General features: G+C 54.1%; 14 protein-coding genes. 5 read left to right on the forward strand and 9 right to left on the reverse strand.

Going from position 1 to position 15,014, the window contains the following annotated elements; genetic code table 11:
- Window positions 1-18 precede the first annotated feature (18 nt).
- Both JS578_05725 and JS578_05730 read left to right on the forward strand, forming a co-directional pair.
- A complete protein-coding gene (locus JS578_05725; protein ID QRX64727.1) occupies window positions 19-2,637 on the forward strand; it encodes a sodium/solute symporter in 2,619 nt (872 codons plus the stop codon).
- A 76-nt stretch (window positions 2,638-2,713) separates the two neighbouring features.
- Window positions 2,714-3,637, forward strand: coding sequence for a dihydrodipicolinate synthase family protein (locus JS578_05730; GenBank protein QRX64728.1), 924 nt, complete (start codon window positions 2,714-2,716; stop codon window positions 3,635-3,637).
- A gap of 129 nt (window positions 3,638-3,766) precedes the next feature.
- Here JS578_05730 and dnaJ read toward each other — a convergent pair whose 3' ends face one another.
- From dnaJ to JS578_05765, 7 genes are all read right to left on the reverse strand, one after another.
- A complete protein-coding gene (dnaJ, locus tag JS578_05735; GenBank protein QRX64729.1) occupies window positions 3,767-4,924 on the reverse strand; it encodes a molecular chaperone DnaJ in 1,158 nt (385 codons plus the stop codon).
- Window position 4,925: 1 nt separating this feature from the next.
- Window positions 4,926-5,513, reverse strand: a complete 588-nt coding sequence (locus JS578_05740) for a nucleotide exchange factor GrpE (GenBank protein ID QRX64730.1) — start codon at window positions 5,511-5,513, stop codon at window positions 4,926-4,928.
- An 81-nt stretch (window positions 5,514-5,594) separates the two neighbouring features.
- Window positions 5,595-6,131 (reverse strand): HD domain-containing protein, encoded by a 537-nt coding sequence (locus tag JS578_05745; protein QRX64731.1) that lies wholly within the window; start codon window positions 6,129-6,131, stop codon window positions 5,595-5,597.
- A gap of 52 nt (window positions 6,132-6,183) precedes the next feature.
- Window positions 6,184-7,125 carry a hydrogen peroxide-inducible genes activator gene (locus JS578_05750; GenBank protein ID QRX64732.1) on the reverse strand — a complete coding sequence of 314 codons (942 nt, stop codon included), beginning with the start codon at window positions 7,123-7,125 and terminating at the stop codon, window positions 6,184-6,186.
- A gap of 1 nt (window position 7,126) precedes the next feature.
- Window positions 7,127-8,104, reverse strand: a complete 978-nt coding sequence (locus JS578_05755; GenBank protein ID QRX64733.1) for a dihydroorotate dehydrogenase-like protein — start codon at window positions 8,102-8,104, stop codon at window positions 7,127-7,129.
- Window positions 8,105-8,213: 109 nt separating this feature from the next.
- Window positions 8,214-8,876 carry a YggS family pyridoxal phosphate-dependent enzyme gene (locus JS578_05760; GenBank protein ID QRX64734.1) on the reverse strand — a complete coding sequence of 221 codons (663 nt, stop codon included), beginning with the start codon at window positions 8,874-8,876 and terminating at the stop codon, window positions 8,214-8,216.
- Window positions 8,873-9,325 (reverse strand): DUF4494 domain-containing protein, encoded by a 453-nt coding sequence (locus tag JS578_05765; GenBank protein QRX64735.1) that lies wholly within the window; start codon window positions 9,323-9,325, stop codon window positions 8,873-8,875. The genes JS578_05760 and JS578_05765 overlap by 4 nt, the downstream gene beginning before the upstream one ends.
- 189 nt (window positions 9,326-9,514) lie before the next feature.
- On the opposite strand from JS578_05765, the gene JS578_05770 reads away from it, so the two are divergent.
- Both JS578_05770 and JS578_05775 read left to right on the forward strand, forming a co-directional pair.
- A complete protein-coding gene (locus tag JS578_05770; protein ID QRX64736.1) occupies window positions 9,515-10,192 on the forward strand; it encodes a DUF554 domain-containing protein in 678 nt (225 codons plus the stop codon).
- Window positions 10,189-11,610 carry an amino acid permease gene (locus tag JS578_05775; GenBank protein ID QRX64737.1) on the forward strand — a complete coding sequence of 474 codons (1,422 nt, stop codon included), beginning with the start codon at window positions 10,189-10,191 and terminating at the stop codon, window positions 11,608-11,610. Before JS578_05770 ends, JS578_05775 begins: the two co-directional genes overlap by 4 nt.
- A 9-nt stretch (window positions 11,611-11,619) precedes the next feature.
- Here the strand turns inward: JS578_05775 and JS578_05780 are convergent, their stop codons facing one another.
- Both JS578_05780 and JS578_05785 read right to left on the reverse strand, forming a co-directional pair.
- Window positions 11,620-13,989: a TonB-dependent receptor gene (locus JS578_05780; GenBank protein ID QRX64738.1), complete on the reverse strand. Its 2,370-nt coding sequence runs from the start codon at window positions 13,987-13,989 to the stop codon at window positions 11,620-11,622.
- Between the two features lie 150 nt (window positions 13,990-14,139).
- A complete protein-coding gene (locus JS578_05785; GenBank protein QRX64739.1) occupies window positions 14,140-14,313 on the reverse strand; it encodes a DMT family protein in 174 nt (57 codons plus the stop codon).
- A gap of 128 nt (window positions 14,314-14,441) precedes the next feature.
- Here JS578_05785 and JS578_05790 point away from each other — a divergent pair, with 128 nt between their 5' ends.
- Window positions 14,442-15,008, forward strand: coding sequence for an isochorismatase family protein (locus JS578_05790; GenBank protein QRX64740.1), 567 nt, complete (start codon window positions 14,442-14,444; stop codon window positions 15,006-15,008).
- The last annotated feature ends 6 nt before the right edge of the window (window positions 15,009-15,014 follow it).

Genomic DNA, 15,014 nt, shown 5'->3' on the forward strand with positions numbered 1-15,014 from the left:
GTAAAGATTGAAGAGCAGATGAAAAAAAGAGTATCCCTGTTGATTTTGCTGGTCTCGGTGCTGACACAAGCGCCGGCGAACGATTACACCAAGAACAGCTTCCACCAGACCAATCTCTTCTCAATGGAGACACTGGCCGACACAACCCTGCACGAAGGACTTGCCGGCAGCTTCTTCGGCAAGCAGGGAGGCTGGTTCATCATGGCCGGCGGTTCCTTCTTCCCGGAAAGCAAACCCTGGGAGAATGGCTCCAAACAGCTCTCCGACAAGATATTAATCTTCTCCCAACAGACTGATGCTACCTTCAGCATGATCTATGAGGGGAACGACCTGCCACTGCCCCTGGCAGAGGGAGCATATGCCTCCCTACCCGGGGGGCTCCTCTGCATGGGTGGCCAGACACCGGAGGGCATCACAGCGGAGTGCCGGCTTCTCACCTTCGACGGCAGCAGGGTCACCGTCACCCCATTTCCACCGCTTCCCTTGCCGGTGAAGAATGCCACCGCTACCCTGGTCGGCAGCCGCGTCTACCTGCTTGGGGGGGAGCAGACGGACGGCACTTCATCCGATCAGTTCCTGGCACTCGACACCAATAACCCTCAAGCCGGATGGCAGCCACTCCCCCATTTTCCGCTGCCTGTTTCCGGATCGACCATCACCGCACAACAGGATGGTGAGGAGATTTCGCTCTATGTCTTTGGGGGGCGTGCAAAGGCAAACAATGAGACAACCACCTTCTATCCCACTGTTTACCATTACCGCCCTTCACTGGGTAGCTGGTCTCAAAGACGGGACATCCAGCTGAAGAATGAGGAGCCTCTTCCGCTGGCGATGGCCACCGCCTCTTCGGTAGGTGGCTCTCATATACTCCTCTACGGTGGTGACAACGGCGATGTGTTCAATCGGGTGGAGGCAGCCATCCACAGCGGGGAGCTGCAAGTCAGGGACTCTCTCTGGATGAACCACCCCGGCTTCAACCGGCGCATACTGGTCTACAACACCATCACCGACAGCTGGTTTCAGGCGGGTGAGACTACCAACCCTCCCGTGGCAGTCACCGCCGATGTCTCTGACGGCAGCAACGTTTATATCGCCGGCGGCGAGATACGCCCGGGCATCCGCTCTCCCTTCATCACCCGACTATACTACACCTCGCAACCCTCCTTCGGTTGGATCAACTACCTGGTACTGGCCCTCTACTTCGGGGGGATGCTGCTGCTGGGGTTCTTCTTCATGCAGCGCAACAAGAACACCGACGACTTTTTTAAGGCGAGCGGACGCATACCCTGGTGGGCAGCCGGCATCAGCATCTTCGCCACCACGCTCAGCGCCATCACCTTCCTCTCCATACCGGCAAAAACATACGCTACCGACTGGCGCATGCTCATCTTCAACATCACCATCATCCTGATCGTGCCGGTGGTGATCCGCTACTTCCTTCCCTTCTTCCGCCGCTTCAGCCTCGACACCGCCTACGCCTACCTGGAAGAACGATTCAGTCGTGCCGTGCGATGGCTCGCCTCGGCACTGTTCGTCCTCTTCATGGTGAGCCGCATCGCCATCGTCCTCTTCCTCCCCTCACTGGCACTCAACGCCGTCACGGGATTCAACATCTACCTATCTATCCTCATCATGGGCATCGTCACCATCATCTACAGCACCAGCGGCGGCATGGAGGCGGTGGTGTGGGGCGACGTGATCCAGGGTTTCATATTGGTCTTCGGTGCCATCGCCGCCTTCATCTTCATGATCATGGGCATCGAGGGGGGGCTGGGTGAGTTCTGGAGCACCTCGGTCGACTTCCACAAGTTCCGCACCTTCGACTTCAGGTTCGACTTCACACAGCCGGTCTTCTGGGTGGTGCTCATCGGCGGCGTGGCTAACTCGCTGATCACTTACACCAGCGACCAGTCCATCGTGCAGCGATACATGAGCACCAAAGATGAGAAGGCCACCGCCCGCAGCATCTGGCTCAACGGCATCCTGAGCGTGCCGGTCACCATCCTCTTCTTCCTGATCGGTACCGGCCTCTTCGCCTTCTACCACGACAATCCCTCGCTGATGATGGTGAGCAATCCCAACATCGACTCGGTCTTCCCGCAGTTCATCGTTTCTGAGATGCCGGTAGGATTCGCGGGACTGCTCATCGCCGCCATCTTCGCCGCGGCAATGTCGACGCTCTCCTCCAACATCAACTCCTCCTCGGCGGTGATCACCTCCGACTTCTTCAAGACCCTCTTCCCGGGGCGCTCCTTCACCTCGCAGATGAAGGTGGCACGCTGGTCCGGCATCATCTGCGGACTCCTGGGACTGGGCATGGCGCTGGTGCTGGCCACATGGAACATCGCCTCGCTATGGGATCAGTTCAACACCTTCCTGGGGCTGCTCACCAGCGGACTGGGGGCCCTCTTCATCCTGGGCATCTTCTTCCCCCGCGTGGGATCGGGAGCAGCCCTCAGCGGTGTGATTGCCGGGTTGATCATACTCCTTTGGATCAGGGCTCACAGCCCCATCTCCTTCCTGCTCTACGGCTTCCTGGGCATGACATCCGGAATCCTGATCGCCGTGGCGGTGAGCTACCTGCTGCCCAACAAAAAGGAGGTTAGACGCTACACCTGGCGGGGAATGAAGAAATAAAGTGGATAAGTTGGTTTGTTTATTGTTCATGGCTAATAAGAAAATGCTGAATACTGAATGCTAAAAATGTAAACATATGCAATTCGAAAAAATCAAAGGTTTAATTGTGGCTCCCTTCACCCCTTTCGACAAAAAGGGTGAACTGGACCTGGCTCCGGTGGCTGACTATGCCGCCATGTTGCAGAAAAATGGACTGAAAGGAGTGTTCATCAACGGCTCCTCGGGTGAGGGTTATATGCTCACGGTGGATGAAAGGCTGAAGCTGGCAGAGAAATGGATTTCTGTAGCCCCGGAGGGATTCAAGGTAATTGTACACGTGGGAGCCACCTGCATCAAGGATAGCTACCACATGGCACAACATGCCCAGGAAATCGGTGCCTTCGGCATCGGCGCCATGGCATCACCCTTCCCCAAGGCAGGACGAGTGGAGGAGCTGGTGAAGTATTGCGAGGAGATCGCGTGCGGTGCACCCAACCTCCCCTTCTACTTCTACCACATCCCGGCATTGAACGGAGTCTTCCTACCCATGTTACCTTTCCTTCAGGAGGCTGAAGGCCTCATTCCCAATCTGGCTGGTATCAAGTTCACCTATGAGAGCCTCTACGAGTACAACCAATGCATGCGCTACAAGGAGGGCAAGTTCGACATGCTGCACGGACAGGATGAGACCATCCTCTCCGCGCTGGTGATGGGAGGTGCACAGGGCGGCATCAGCGGCACCGGCAGCTACATCGGCCGTTCGCTGGTGGGCGTGATCGACGCATACAACAGCGGCAACATTGAAGAGGCGGTCGCCCACCAGAACTATGCACAGGAGGTGATCAACGTCATCGCCCGCTACAGGGGCAATATTGTGGCCGGCAAACGAATCATGAAGCTGATCGGACTGGATCTGGGCATCAACCGCACTCCCTTCCGCAACATCAGCGATCAGGAAGAGGCAGCAATCAAAAATGAGCTGGAAGCAATCGGTTTCTTTGACCGGTGCAACAGATTCTGAAAAGTGTCGTGCAGCAAAACTGCACCAAAATAGAGATAAGGGAGGGCAGAAAAAAAAAGAGACCGTCTCATGTTGTATGATGAGACGGCCTCACAGCCTGCTTGTAAAGCAGGGTCAATAGGCTTTTTGTCAGTCGAACATCTTCCTGAACTTGTTAAAGACGCTTTTGCGTGCGGAGGCTGAAGGAACAAAGCTCTCCGATTTGTTCATATCCTCCAACTGTTTGCGTTCCTTGTCAGTGAGGTTCTCCGGTACGTAGACATTCACGTTGATCAACTCGTCGCCCCTACCGTAGCCGTTCACGGATGGCAGCCCCTTGTTGCGCAGGCGGAGCACCTTGCCCGGTTGTGTACCCGGGTCGATCTTCACCTTCGCAATTCCGTCGATGGTGGGCACCTCCACGGTCCCCCCCAGCGCGGCCGTCGGAAAGCTAAGGAAGAGGTTGAAAATCACATCATTCTCGTCGCGAATCAGGTTGGGGTCCTGCTCCTCCTCGATTACGATGAGCAGATCACCGTTCACGCCACCTCTGCGAGCGGCATTGCCCTTGCCTGACATGGAGAGCTGCATCCCTTCGGCCACGCCGGCAGGAATACGAATGGAGATCACCTCCTCCTCACGCACGATGCCCTCACCGTTACAGTGGGCACACTTCTTGGAGATTGTCTTGCCCTCACCGTTACAGGTGGGGCAGGTGGATGAGGTCTGCATCTGTCCCAGAATGGTGTTGGCCACGCGTGTGACCACGCCGGAACCGTTGCAGGTAGCGCAGGTAGACTGTGAAGTACCATGCTCCGAGCCATTGCCTTCACAATGTGAGCAGGATACATATTTCTTCACCTTGATCTTCTTCTCCACACCGTTGAGAATCTCCTTGAGCGTGAGCTTCACCTTTACCCTCAGGTCAGATCCACGGTTCACTCGCCGGCCGCGTTGGCTGCCGCCAAAGCCACCGAAGCCGCCAAAACCGCCAAAATGGCCACCGAAGATGTCGCCAAATTGCGAGAAGATGTCATCCATCGACATGCCACCTCCAAATCCACCGCCGGAGGCAGCACCACCCACTCCGGCATGGCCGAACTGGTCGTAACGGGCACGTTTGTTCTCGTCGCTCAACACCTCATAAGCTTCTGCAGCTTCTTTAAACTTCTCCTCAGCCTCCTTATCACCCGGGTTTTTGTCGGGGTGGAACTGAATCGCTTTCTTCCTGTAGGCTTTCTTGATCTCCTCGGCAGAAGCGCTCTTGGGTATCTCAAGTATCTCGTAAAAATCTCTCTTTGTTGCCATCTTATTCCCCCACGATCACTTTTGGGAACCGTATGATCTTCTCATTCAGTTCATATCCTTTCTGTATGCAGTCGATCACCATCCCTTTCTGCGCCTCTTCCTGAGCCGGGATGGTTGTCACCGCCTCAAACCGGTCGGCATCAAACGGTTGTCCGATTGATTCGATCTCCTTCACGCCATGCTGACCAAGGAAGGTGATGAACTTGCCGTAGATCAGGTCCATTCCTTCCAGCATCGCATCCTTGTCTTCAGCTGCGTGCAGTGCGGTGAGTGCCCTTTCAAAATCGTCCACCAGCCCGATGATATCGACCAATACCCGCTCACCGCCGTTTTTAATCAAATCGGCTTTCTCTTTCAATGTCCGTTTCCGGAAGTTGTCAAACTCGGCATGCAGTCGCAGGTAACTGTTGTTCAGCTCATCATATTTATCCTGCAGTTGGGGTAGCTCATCCGTCAACGGATGCTCATCTTCTGCCATGTTGTCCTCATTTGCTGCACCCACAGGTTCATCCTGTAGAAATGCAGCCTCCTCAATGATTTCTTCCTCCCTCTCAATGGGATCCTTTTGCGTATGTTTATTTTTTGTCATATCGATTGTTATTCTTTTACTACGGATGATCACTGCAAATAGTTTGCCAAAAAAATGGAGCCAAGAGACCAAATGGCTTTTCTAGAGGAACAGTTCACACCACTCGTCGAAGATTTCCACCTGGTGCCAGCCGTGACGGCTCAACGACTGCCGGATCTTTTTCACCGGCTTCTCTCTGCCCAGTTGCGATTTGGAAAAAAATTTGTCTGCAAAGCAGATGATCTGCTCCTCCAGGCTTACCGGCCGCATATCCCGGTGCGGGATGGGCAGCTTCCGGTTGATGATGGTCTCCAAACTAAGGCCCGTGCCTGTATGACGTTCGCACACCAGTCCATGCTTCGGGTACCCCTCATCTGTCAGCAACTCACGACCCAGGAAGCCGTGACAGATGTAGGGATGGGTTCCCTCGCAGGCAATGTGGGGTGCTTTGGTGAGATAGATGCCGATGTCATGGAGCATTCCCGCCTCTTCGATGAAACGCACATCGACCGCCAACTCCGGATGCCTTGCGGCAATGGAAAGTGCCTTGTTGGTCACATCGGAGGTGTGAGACAGATAGATGTCGTACAGTTTCGTACCCTTGCGGTAATATTTCTCAATAATCGTTTCGGGATTCATAAATCGCGATTTTCCATCAGCCCACAAAATTACGATAAAAATTTGGAACTGTTCAGAGCGGCACCACGTACTTCTTCATCGCCTCATCCTGAAGTGAACGGGGCACCGCTGCCTTTACCTCATCGATGATAATATTGAGCAGGCGTTCACGGAAGAACTCCTTGCGGGTGATCAGGCTCACCTCCCTGACAGGTGTATTTTTCCTGAAGGGGCGTACATTCTTGCGTTGCGTCTCGCTCAGATTGGCTAGCGCCATCTCCGGGATCACTGTCAAACCTTCGTTCTGATCAACAATGTTGATCAGTGTATCAATGCTGCCTGCCTCATAGGAGAAAATCGACTGATTGTTGCGTCGTTTTTTGAGGTTGCAGAGGTGGAGGATTTGTGTCCGAAAGCAATGCACTTCGTCAAGCAGCCACAGCTTTGCAGTTGTGAGGTCGCTCTCCTCGAGCGATGTCTTGGCATAGAGCGCCTTCTCCTGGGGTGAGACATAAGCCAAGAACTGTTCGTAGTAGATGGGGTGCTCGGTGATGCCTGCCTCTTTGAGTGGTGTGGCCAGTATACCACCATCAATGGTGTCATTGGCCAGTCCCCTGAGAATCTGGTCTGTGGTCAGCTCCGAGATCACGATACGGATGTCGTAGTGGCTGTCGCGGTGCACCTGCATCAGTTTGGGCAGGAGATAAGTCGAGATGGTGGGGATGATGGCCAGGCGGAACATTCCTTTTACGATTCCTTTCTCCTCCTGGATGATCTCCTTGATCTGGTTCACCTGTGCCAACGCTTGTCGCGCCTGGTTGATCACCTTGGTCCCGATCTCGGTAGGTTGTACCGGCAACTGTGATCGATCGAAGATCTTAACTCCCAGCTCATCCTCCAGCTTCTGGATCATCATGCTCAGGGTGGGTTGGGTCACGAACGATGCTTCTGCCGCCTTTGAGAAATGGCGGTAGTTGTCCACCGCGATAATGTATTCAAGTTGCTGTATGTTCATCCTACTGTTTGTAATCCGAGAAATATTTCATGAACTGCACACGCTCATAGAGCGAAGGGTTTTTGATGTTGGAATAGTGCAGCTTTCCCCTGAAAGCATCAATCGTTTCATAGTTATTCTGCGCCATCCATTCCTCCATGCAGGTGAGCATTTCTGTTACTGCTCCTGGTCCCTGATCGTAGAGCATGCTGCAGAGCTGGATGCCTCCCGCACCTGCAAGAATTCCCTTCACGGCATCTTCCCAGCCATGCACCCCGTAGGAGCAGGCAATATCGAAGTTGGGGACGCGACCCGCTACAATGGCGGTCCAGCGAAGCGTGTCACTAAAATCGGCAGGATTGCTGAAGACCGGTCCGGAGACAATCTCCATGTTGGTGATATCAATGTCTAGCTGGTAGAAACGGTTGAAAAGGACCACTCCGTTTGCACCCAGTGCCTTGAGTTTGGCTACAAGACCAGGCAGGTTGCTGATGTTCTTCGCCATCTTGATCACCAGGGGGATGGAGAGCTGCTTCTTTAGCTCCCGAACGATGTTGACATATGACTCCTCCAGCCAGGTATCACCATACTCTCCGGCGTTGAGCAGGAAGATGTTCAGCTCCAGTGCATCGGCACCGGCCTCCTGCACGTTGCGGGCGAACTCAATCCAGCGGCTCTGCTTGTAACAGTTGATGCTGGCCACGATGGGCACCTCACATTCGGCCTTGGCAGAGCGAATCAGATCGAGGTACTTTTCAGTGTGGTTCATCTCCACGTAAGCATTGATGTAATCGGCCGCCTCAGGGTAGTCAGTGAGTTGTGCGAGTTTCCCGGAGTGACTTTCAATCTGCTCCTCAAAAAGTGATTTCAATACTACCGCGCCGATACCGGCATCCTCAAGCTCCCTGATTTTAGTCATAGAGTTGGTCAGTCCGCTGCTGGCGGCTATGAGGGGATTCTTCAGCTTCAATCCCGCAAAGGTTGTTTCCAATGTAACCATGTCGGTGACAAATGTTTTTCAAATGATTGTTTGTACAAATATAGATATTTTTTATCGATCATTCCGGTAATTGATCAAAAAAAAGAACGCCAAGAGATGCTTTCAGGACTTAACGTTCACCGAAGATCAGCGTCCCCACACGGATCAGCGTACTCCCCTCCTCCAGGGCGATGGGATAGTCGCCCGACATCCCCATTGAGAGTTCCCTGAAAGCAGGATCGTTGGCGAAGTGCTTCGCCTTGCACTCTTCAAAAAGGTTTCTCAGCTGCCGAAACTCTCGTCTCACCTGCTCACTTTCTTCGGTGTAGGTGGCCATACCCATCATCCCTGCGATCTGCAGGTGGGAGCACTCCCTCCAGCTGCCCTCCTCCAGGAAGCGACGACACTCGTCGGGGGAGAAACCGGACTTGGTCTCCTCTTCGGCAATGTGGACCTGCAGGAGACAGGCAATCACCCTTCCGCAGGCCGCTCCCTGCTTCTCGATCTCACGCATCAGTCGTTCGCTGTCGAGGCTGTGGATGAGCGATATAAAGGGGGCGATCAGCTTCACCTTGTTGCGCTGCAGAGAACCGATGAAGTGCCACTCGATGTCTTCCGGCAGCTCCTGCTGCTTGCTCACCAGCTCCTGCACGCGGCTTTCGCCGAAAACCCTCTGGCCGGCATCGTACGCCTCGCGAATCTGCTCCGCGGGGTGGAACTTTGATACTGCTACCACTTTCACTTGTGGCGGCACAGATCCTCTCAGATTTTGTATGTGTGCTGCAATGTTCATTCTTCTTCCTTCGATGCCTTTTCTCCCGTGTAAGGGAAAACATCCATGATTGCCGTCTCCGTCACCGAGGCGAACGCGTAGTCGATCATGGTCTTCTTCATCTCCGTTTCCACTATTTCCACCGCCTCTTTCAGCTCGGAGGCCTGCACCAGCATGTTAACCGCGGTCTTCTTCTCGGCACCGCTCTTTTCGTCGAGGGTGATGAAGTGGAGCCGTGCCTTGTAGTACCGATCTCCGGTCTCGTTGAAGAAGGAGTCGCTATACTTCACCCGTTTGATGTCGGAGACGGAGAACTCACCCGAAATGAAGGGTTTGATCTCTTCGATGATGCGTGCCTCCGCCTCTGTAAAAGAGAGGGCATCTACCAGGTAGGGTTCGGTCACTGTTTTTTGCATGCCGGTCTCCAGCATCTTGTCATATTTAATTTTACACTCAAACCAGTTGTACATAGTTGTTTCTTTATAATCTTAGTGGTTTTTTACGAAAACACAAAGATAAAAAATATAAACCGTTTTAGGTCACATTCAGGGTTGCAGATCACAGGAACTTGAGAGGGCTTTGATGCGATGAAAAGAAGCTTAATCCACCATTGCTGACGATTTTTTTAATACTTTTGCCCTTTGTAAATTAAACTGACGATGATAGGAACCCTGGTAAATACAGCAGCCGTGATTGGCGGCGGCGTGATCGGGCTGCTGCTCAAGAAGCGGATGCCGGAACGGATCACCACCATCTACTTTCAGGCCATAGGGCTCTTCACGCTCGCCATCGGCGCTTCCATGGCTGTGGAGATGGAGCACATCCTGATTGTGGTGAGCAGTCTTGCCATCGGTTCGTTACTGGGCGAATGGATTGACATCGAGCAGGCGGCTGAGCGGTTGAGCAACCGCATCAAACATCGCTTCCGTATTGGCAGCGAAAAGTTTTCCGAGGGACTGGTCACCGCGTTTCTGCTCTTCTGTGTGGGGTCACTCACCATCCTGGGTACCATCCAGGAGGGAACCGGCGGCTCCCCCGACCTGCTTTACACCAAGTCGCTGATGGACTTCTTCTCGGCCATCCTGCTGGCCTCTGCCTTTGGCGTGGGTGTCGCCCTCTCGGCAGTGCCTCTGTTCCTCTTCCAGGCGTCACTCACCCTGCTGGCCGGTTATGCGGGCAGTTTCTTCACGGGGGAGATCATCCTGGGGTTGACCAGCGTGGGGGGCATCATGCTGATCGGGTTGGGGATCAACATCCTGGGCATTCAGAAGATACGCGTCATGAACATGCTACCCTCCCTCGTGGTGGTGGCACTGCTGCTATGGTTGTTCGGATGAAAGCAAAGGATGACAAGCTGGGATTGTGGCTGCTGATCTTCGTTGCCCTGGGGTCGATGATCGGATCGGGCATCTTCAACTCGCCCAGGGATCTGATCAGTGTGGCCAATCCACAAGGCACCCTGATCACCTGGGTGATTGGTGGGTTTGGTGCACTGATGCTCGCCCTGGTCTTTGTCTATCTCGCCGGAAGGAAGCCGGAGCTGAAAAGTGGAGTCTATGCCTATGCGCGCGACGGCTTCGGCGATTATATGGGCTTCAATTCCGCCTGGGGCTATTGGTCGGTAGGGTGGCTCGGCAACGTCAGTTACCTGGCGCTCTTCTTCAAGACGCTGAACGATCTGCTGGGTGAGCGTGCACTCTCACCGCTCACCGCTTTCCTGATTGGGTCGGCCCTGCTCTGGTCCTTCCATGCCATCCTGATGGCTGGTATCCGTGAAGGTGCCATCCTCAATTTCATTGTCACGGCCGCCAAGCTGATCCCCATCCTGCTGATCATCCTGCTGGGATTCGCACTGGTGCGGAGTGACCTTTTTATGGTGGAGAACTGGCAGCGACAGCTGGCCTCCACCGGCGGTGACACCACACCACTCATGCAGGTGAAGGAGGCGATGGCGGTGGTGCTCTGGTGCTTCGTCGGCATCGAGGCAGCGTCGGTCCTCTCCGGCAGGGCCAAGAGCCAGCGCACGGTGCGCCTATCCATCATCATCTCGCTGTTGGTGGTGCTCTCCATCTACATGATGCTCACCTTCATCGCCATGTCGTCGGTGCCTGCCCGTGAGCTGGCCGCTTCCGAGACACCACTGGCGCTGGTGCTGGAACGTACAGCAGTAGGTGCCGCGGGTGGTCTTGTAATCCGGCTGGGGATCATGATCTCGGTACTGGGAGCGAGCATCTCATGGATCCTGCTCTCTGTGGAGACGCTCTATACTGCTGCGCGCGATGGCGTGCTGCCCCGTGTTTTTCAGAAGACCAACCGAAAGGGGACACCGGTGAACGCGCTGCTGATGACGCAGTGCTTCACGCAGCTCTTTTTGCTCTCCATCCTCTCGCCACGACTCAATGAGACCTACCTGGCAGCCATCACCATCGCCACTACGCTGGTGCTGATTCCCTACCTGCTCTCGTCGCTTTACGCGGTGAAAACCGCCTTCTCCCTCCGCAAACAGGAATCGTCCCGGCACCTTGTCATCGCACTTCTGGGCACGCTCTACTCCCTCTACGTGATCTATGCAGTGGGAATCCGCTACCTGATCCTCTCGGTGCTCTTCTACGGCATCGGCTCGCTCCTCTTCCTACGGGCTAAGCGGGAACAAAAAAAACAGCCCAAACCGTGGGAGTGGGCTGTTATCATCCTTTTGCTGGGCACTTCTGCCCTGATTGCCGGATTGTTGCTTACCGGCAGGATCACACTATAAATCTTATGCTTATCTGCTGATGGTGTAGCGCAGGGTGGCACCCGCCAGGGTGGGATTCCCGCGTTGCACGAAGGGATTCACGTTTCCGTTCATGTCCGATGCCTCGAAATAGAAGGCATGGTACTTCCGGTTGAAAAGGTTTTTAGCCCAAAGTTCCAGGCTGAAGGCACCCTTCTCAGCAGTCACACTTGCATTCACCACTCCGTAGAATGGTTGATAGAGCTCATTGCCTTCATAATCGGTGTTCGATTCCGTCCAGTAGATCCTGCCCGCACCGGCATATTGTAAGTTCCCCGAGAGCCTCTCAACAAATGATCCGTAAGGGAGGCGGTGCACATAACCGGCACCCAGGCTCAGCGTGTTTTGTGGTGCGAAGGGAATATGGTTCCCGGAATAATCCTGCTCTTCCGAGATGTCGTAGTTGCGGAAGCGGGCGTCGGCGAAGCCATAGTCGGCAAAGAGGGAGAGACCGCTCACAGGCATATACTTCAGACTCAGCTCAAAGCCCTTGCTGTCAGACTCACCCGCATTGGTCACCACGCGGCCTGCCGTACCCTGGTCCACCAGCTTGATAATTTGTATGTTGTTCACACGGGTGTAGAAGATTGCGTAGTTCAGAGAGAGCCGGTTGTCCAACATCTGGTACCGTCCGCCCAGCTCATAGGTCCAGCTCCTTTCGGGGTCGTATGAGAGCTGCTCCTCGAGGGTGGGCTCCTCAGCAGATGAACCGCCGGGAGCACCGCCACCACCCGGCATTCCTGCCATTGCATTGCGCATAATGGATGCTGCCAGTGCATTTTGCAATAGTTTGGAGAAGGCCTGTTCGTTGTAACCCCCTGTCTTGTATCCCTTGGAGGCCGAAAGGTAGATATGGGCAGTGGGAGTGAACTGGTATTGCAGGGCGAACTTGGGCAGTATCTCCCAGAAATCCTTGCTGTAGCTCCCCTCCATAAGGGTATCACCCTCCACGAACATGGGCGGCATGGGCCTACCGGGGATGTTGAACACAAGGTTCACATCGCCTCCTTCACTCTCGGTGGTGTAGTCGATGCCGGTATGTTCATAGTCGAAGCGAATGCCGGCGGTGGCTGAGAGCCCCTGCACACTGAAAAGATTTTGCAGGGTGGACTGGTGAAAAAGTGCCGCGCCGCGTGATGGTTTGGTGTATACACCCGGCAGGTCGATCCGGTCGTTGGCATAGACGATGCGGAGGGGTGCTCCCATACGTTCCATGGCGGCATCAAGGTGTCCCTGCATGCTCACCATCCCATCCTCCTTGATTGCTACGGGTGTGTCGATCACCCGGTGGTCGTAAAAGCCGAAGGCTCCCACCACCCATCTGTAGGGGCGGCTGTTGTCCGACTTCACGGTGATCTCCTGGCTCAGGGAGTGCTGTTTTTGTTTCTGGTTGATCGAGAAAACAGAACGAGGCGTGTAATCCTGGTCCATCTTCATATCATCTTTCAGGAATTGGTACCCGGTGGTGGAATGCACGCTGTAGCCATCACCGCGGAAGTCGAGCGACAGCCCGTTGTTGAAGAGGTGCCGGTCGTAGGAGGAGGGTTCATTGTAGTTGACCTCCGAAGAGTCACGGTGCATGTAAGGGAAAGCCCCGCCAGACACATAATCGTAGTTGCCAAAGAGCAGAGCCTTGAAGGAGGGGGTCACCTCCCACTCCATCTTGAGCCGTCCCCCGGCATTCTCAGTGGCATCTGCATTCTCGCCGGTATAGTTGTTTCTGAAAAAACCGTCGTCTTTCTTGTAATAGGCTGCCACCGAGACACCAAACTTGTCGCTCAGCCGGCTGTAGTTAGATCCTTTCACCGAGAACTGCCCATGGTTGCCACCGCCCAGCATCACCGTGCTGCCCTGGAAGGTGAGCGGCGAGAGGGTGTATAGGTTGACGATTCCCCCGATGGCGTTCCTGCCGTAGAGTGTCCCCTGTGCGCCACGCAGCACCTCAATACGCTGGATATCCTGGAACTCGAAATCGAATGCCGAGGGGTTAAAGCTGGGCATATTATCCACATAGAGGCTCACCGTCTGTGATCCCAGGCGGGCACCGATGCCGCGGATGTAGATGGGTGTGGATACCTTTGAGCCGTAGGAGGGGATGAAGAAGTTTGGCACGTAGGAGCTCATCTCCGGGAGTGACTCAATCTGGCTATCCTTCAGCTGCTTGGGCGACACCACCGAGACAGCGGTGGGCATGTTGCGCAAGTCGTTGGTTTCCTTTACAGAAGAGGTAACCACCACCTCATCGAGGTAGTAGACCTTCACGGTGTCTTGCGGGTTCGTTTCTTTCACCGTTTCCGGCTCTACGGGATAGAGAAAGAGGATATTGCATAAAAGTGATAACGTCAAAAACAAATATTTCATATGATTAGCTGTTGAATGATTTTTAAAAATACAAAGTAACAGCATTCCAGTACACCCGTCAATCACTACAATTAGTGATTTTTTTCTTTATTTTTTCCGGGAACGATGCCCACGACCGTTGAGAGCGGATACAACAAAAATTGTCTGGGTTCAGTTCTTGAAGATAAAATAGACGGCCAGCACCAGCAGCACAAAGCCAATCAGGTGGTTCATCCGCAGTTGTGTCTGAAAAGCGAGGGAAGAGAAGATCACGAAGACGGTGAGGGTGATCACCTCCTGAATCACCTTGAGCTGCAGCAAGGAGATCGTAAGAAGATAATTCATATGGATATCAAAAAAATCGGATGCAAAAGTAGCACAATAAAAGTTAGATTGTTCTACTGCGTGAGCAATTTATTTGCATCCCCGCCATACTGTTGAACTTGAAACCCGCTCCGTTGTTATATTGCCGTATGGAAACAAAAAAGAAAACGCCAAAAAGAGCATTGCTCATCGTCGATGTGCAAAACGACTTCTGCCCCGGGGGTGCCCTCGGCGTAAAAGACGGTGATAAGGTTGTCCCGGTGATAAACGGGTTCATCGACAAATTCGATATTGTGATCTCGTCGCAAGACTGGCACCCGTCTGAATCGGTGCATTTTGAGAAGTGGCCGGTTCATTGTGTGGCCGGCACACATGGCGCCGATTTTCATGCGGAGCTGGACAGCGAAAAAATAGCCCTGAAGCTATACAAAGGAACCGACAACAGGGACGACGGCTACTCCGCCTTCGAAGCAACCAACGTTTCCCTCAGCGCGTTCCTGAAGGAACATGATATTCAGGCGCTGTATGTGTGCGGACTTACCACCGACTACTGTGTGAAGGCCACAGCCCTGGATGCGCTGCGGGAGGGGTTTCATACCTGCGTGGTCACCGATGCAATCGCGGCCGTGAACCTGCAGCCGGGGGATGACAGGAAGGCACTGAACGAGCTCTACGCCGCCGGATGTATGTTGCTCGAATCAGACGAAATTGGATAGGATGTA

The organism is Dysgonomonadaceae bacterium zrk40, from assembly GCA_016916535.1.
Taxonomy (GTDB): Bacteria; Bacteroidota; Bacteroidia; order Bacteroidales; family Dysgonomonadaceae; genus Proteiniphilum.

What these genes read in the sequence shown, in the direction of transcription:
- JS578_05725 (QRX64727.1), top strand. Translation starts at nt 19, where the DNA reads ATGAAAAAAAGAGTATCCCTGTTGATTTTGCTGGTCTCGGTGCTGACA.
- JS578_05730 (QRX64728.1), top strand. Translation starts at nt 2,714, where the DNA reads ATGCAATTCGAAAAAATCAAAGGTTTAATTGTGGCTCCCTTCACCCCT.
- dnaJ (QRX64729.1), bottom strand. Translation starts at nt 4,924, where the DNA reads ATGGCAACAAAGAGAGATTTTTACGAGATACTTGAGATACCCAAGAGC.
- JS578_05740 (QRX64730.1), bottom strand. Translation starts at nt 5,513, where the DNA reads ATGACAAAAAATAAACATACGCAAAAGGATCCCATTGAGAGGGAGGAA.
- JS578_05745 (QRX64731.1), bottom strand. Translation starts at nt 6,131, where the DNA reads ATGAATCCCGAAACGATTATTGAGAAATATTACCGCAAGGGTACGAAA.
- JS578_05750 (QRX64732.1), bottom strand. Translation starts at nt 7,125, where the DNA reads ATGAACATACAGCAACTTGAATACATTATCGCGGTGGACAACTACCGC.
- JS578_05755 (QRX64733.1), bottom strand. Translation starts at nt 8,104, where the DNA reads ATGGTTACATTGGAAACAACCTTTGCGGGATTGAAGCTGAAGAATCCC.
- JS578_05760 (QRX64734.1), bottom strand. Translation starts at nt 8,876, where the DNA reads ATGAACATTGCAGCACACATACAAAATCTGAGAGGATCTGTGCCGCCA.
- JS578_05765 (QRX64735.1), bottom strand. Translation starts at nt 9,325, where the DNA reads ATGTACAACTGGTTTGAGTGTAAAATTAAATATGACAAGATGCTGGAG.
- JS578_05770 (QRX64736.1), top strand. Translation starts at nt 9,515, where the DNA reads ATGATAGGAACCCTGGTAAATACAGCAGCCGTGATTGGCGGCGGCGTG.
- JS578_05775 (QRX64737.1), top strand. Translation starts at nt 10,189, where the DNA reads ATGAAAGCAAAGGATGACAAGCTGGGATTGTGGCTGCTGATCTTCGTT.
- JS578_05780 (QRX64738.1), bottom strand. Translation starts at nt 13,989, where the DNA reads ATGAAATATTTGTTTTTGACGTTATCACTTTTATGCAATATCCTCTTT.
- JS578_05785 (QRX64739.1), bottom strand. Translation starts at nt 14,313, where the DNA reads ATGAATTATCTTCTTACGATCTCCTTGCTGCAGCTCAAGGTGATTCAG.
- JS578_05790 (QRX64740.1), top strand. Translation starts at nt 14,442, where the DNA reads ATGGAAACAAAAAAGAAAACGCCAAAAAGAGCATTGCTCATCGTCGAT.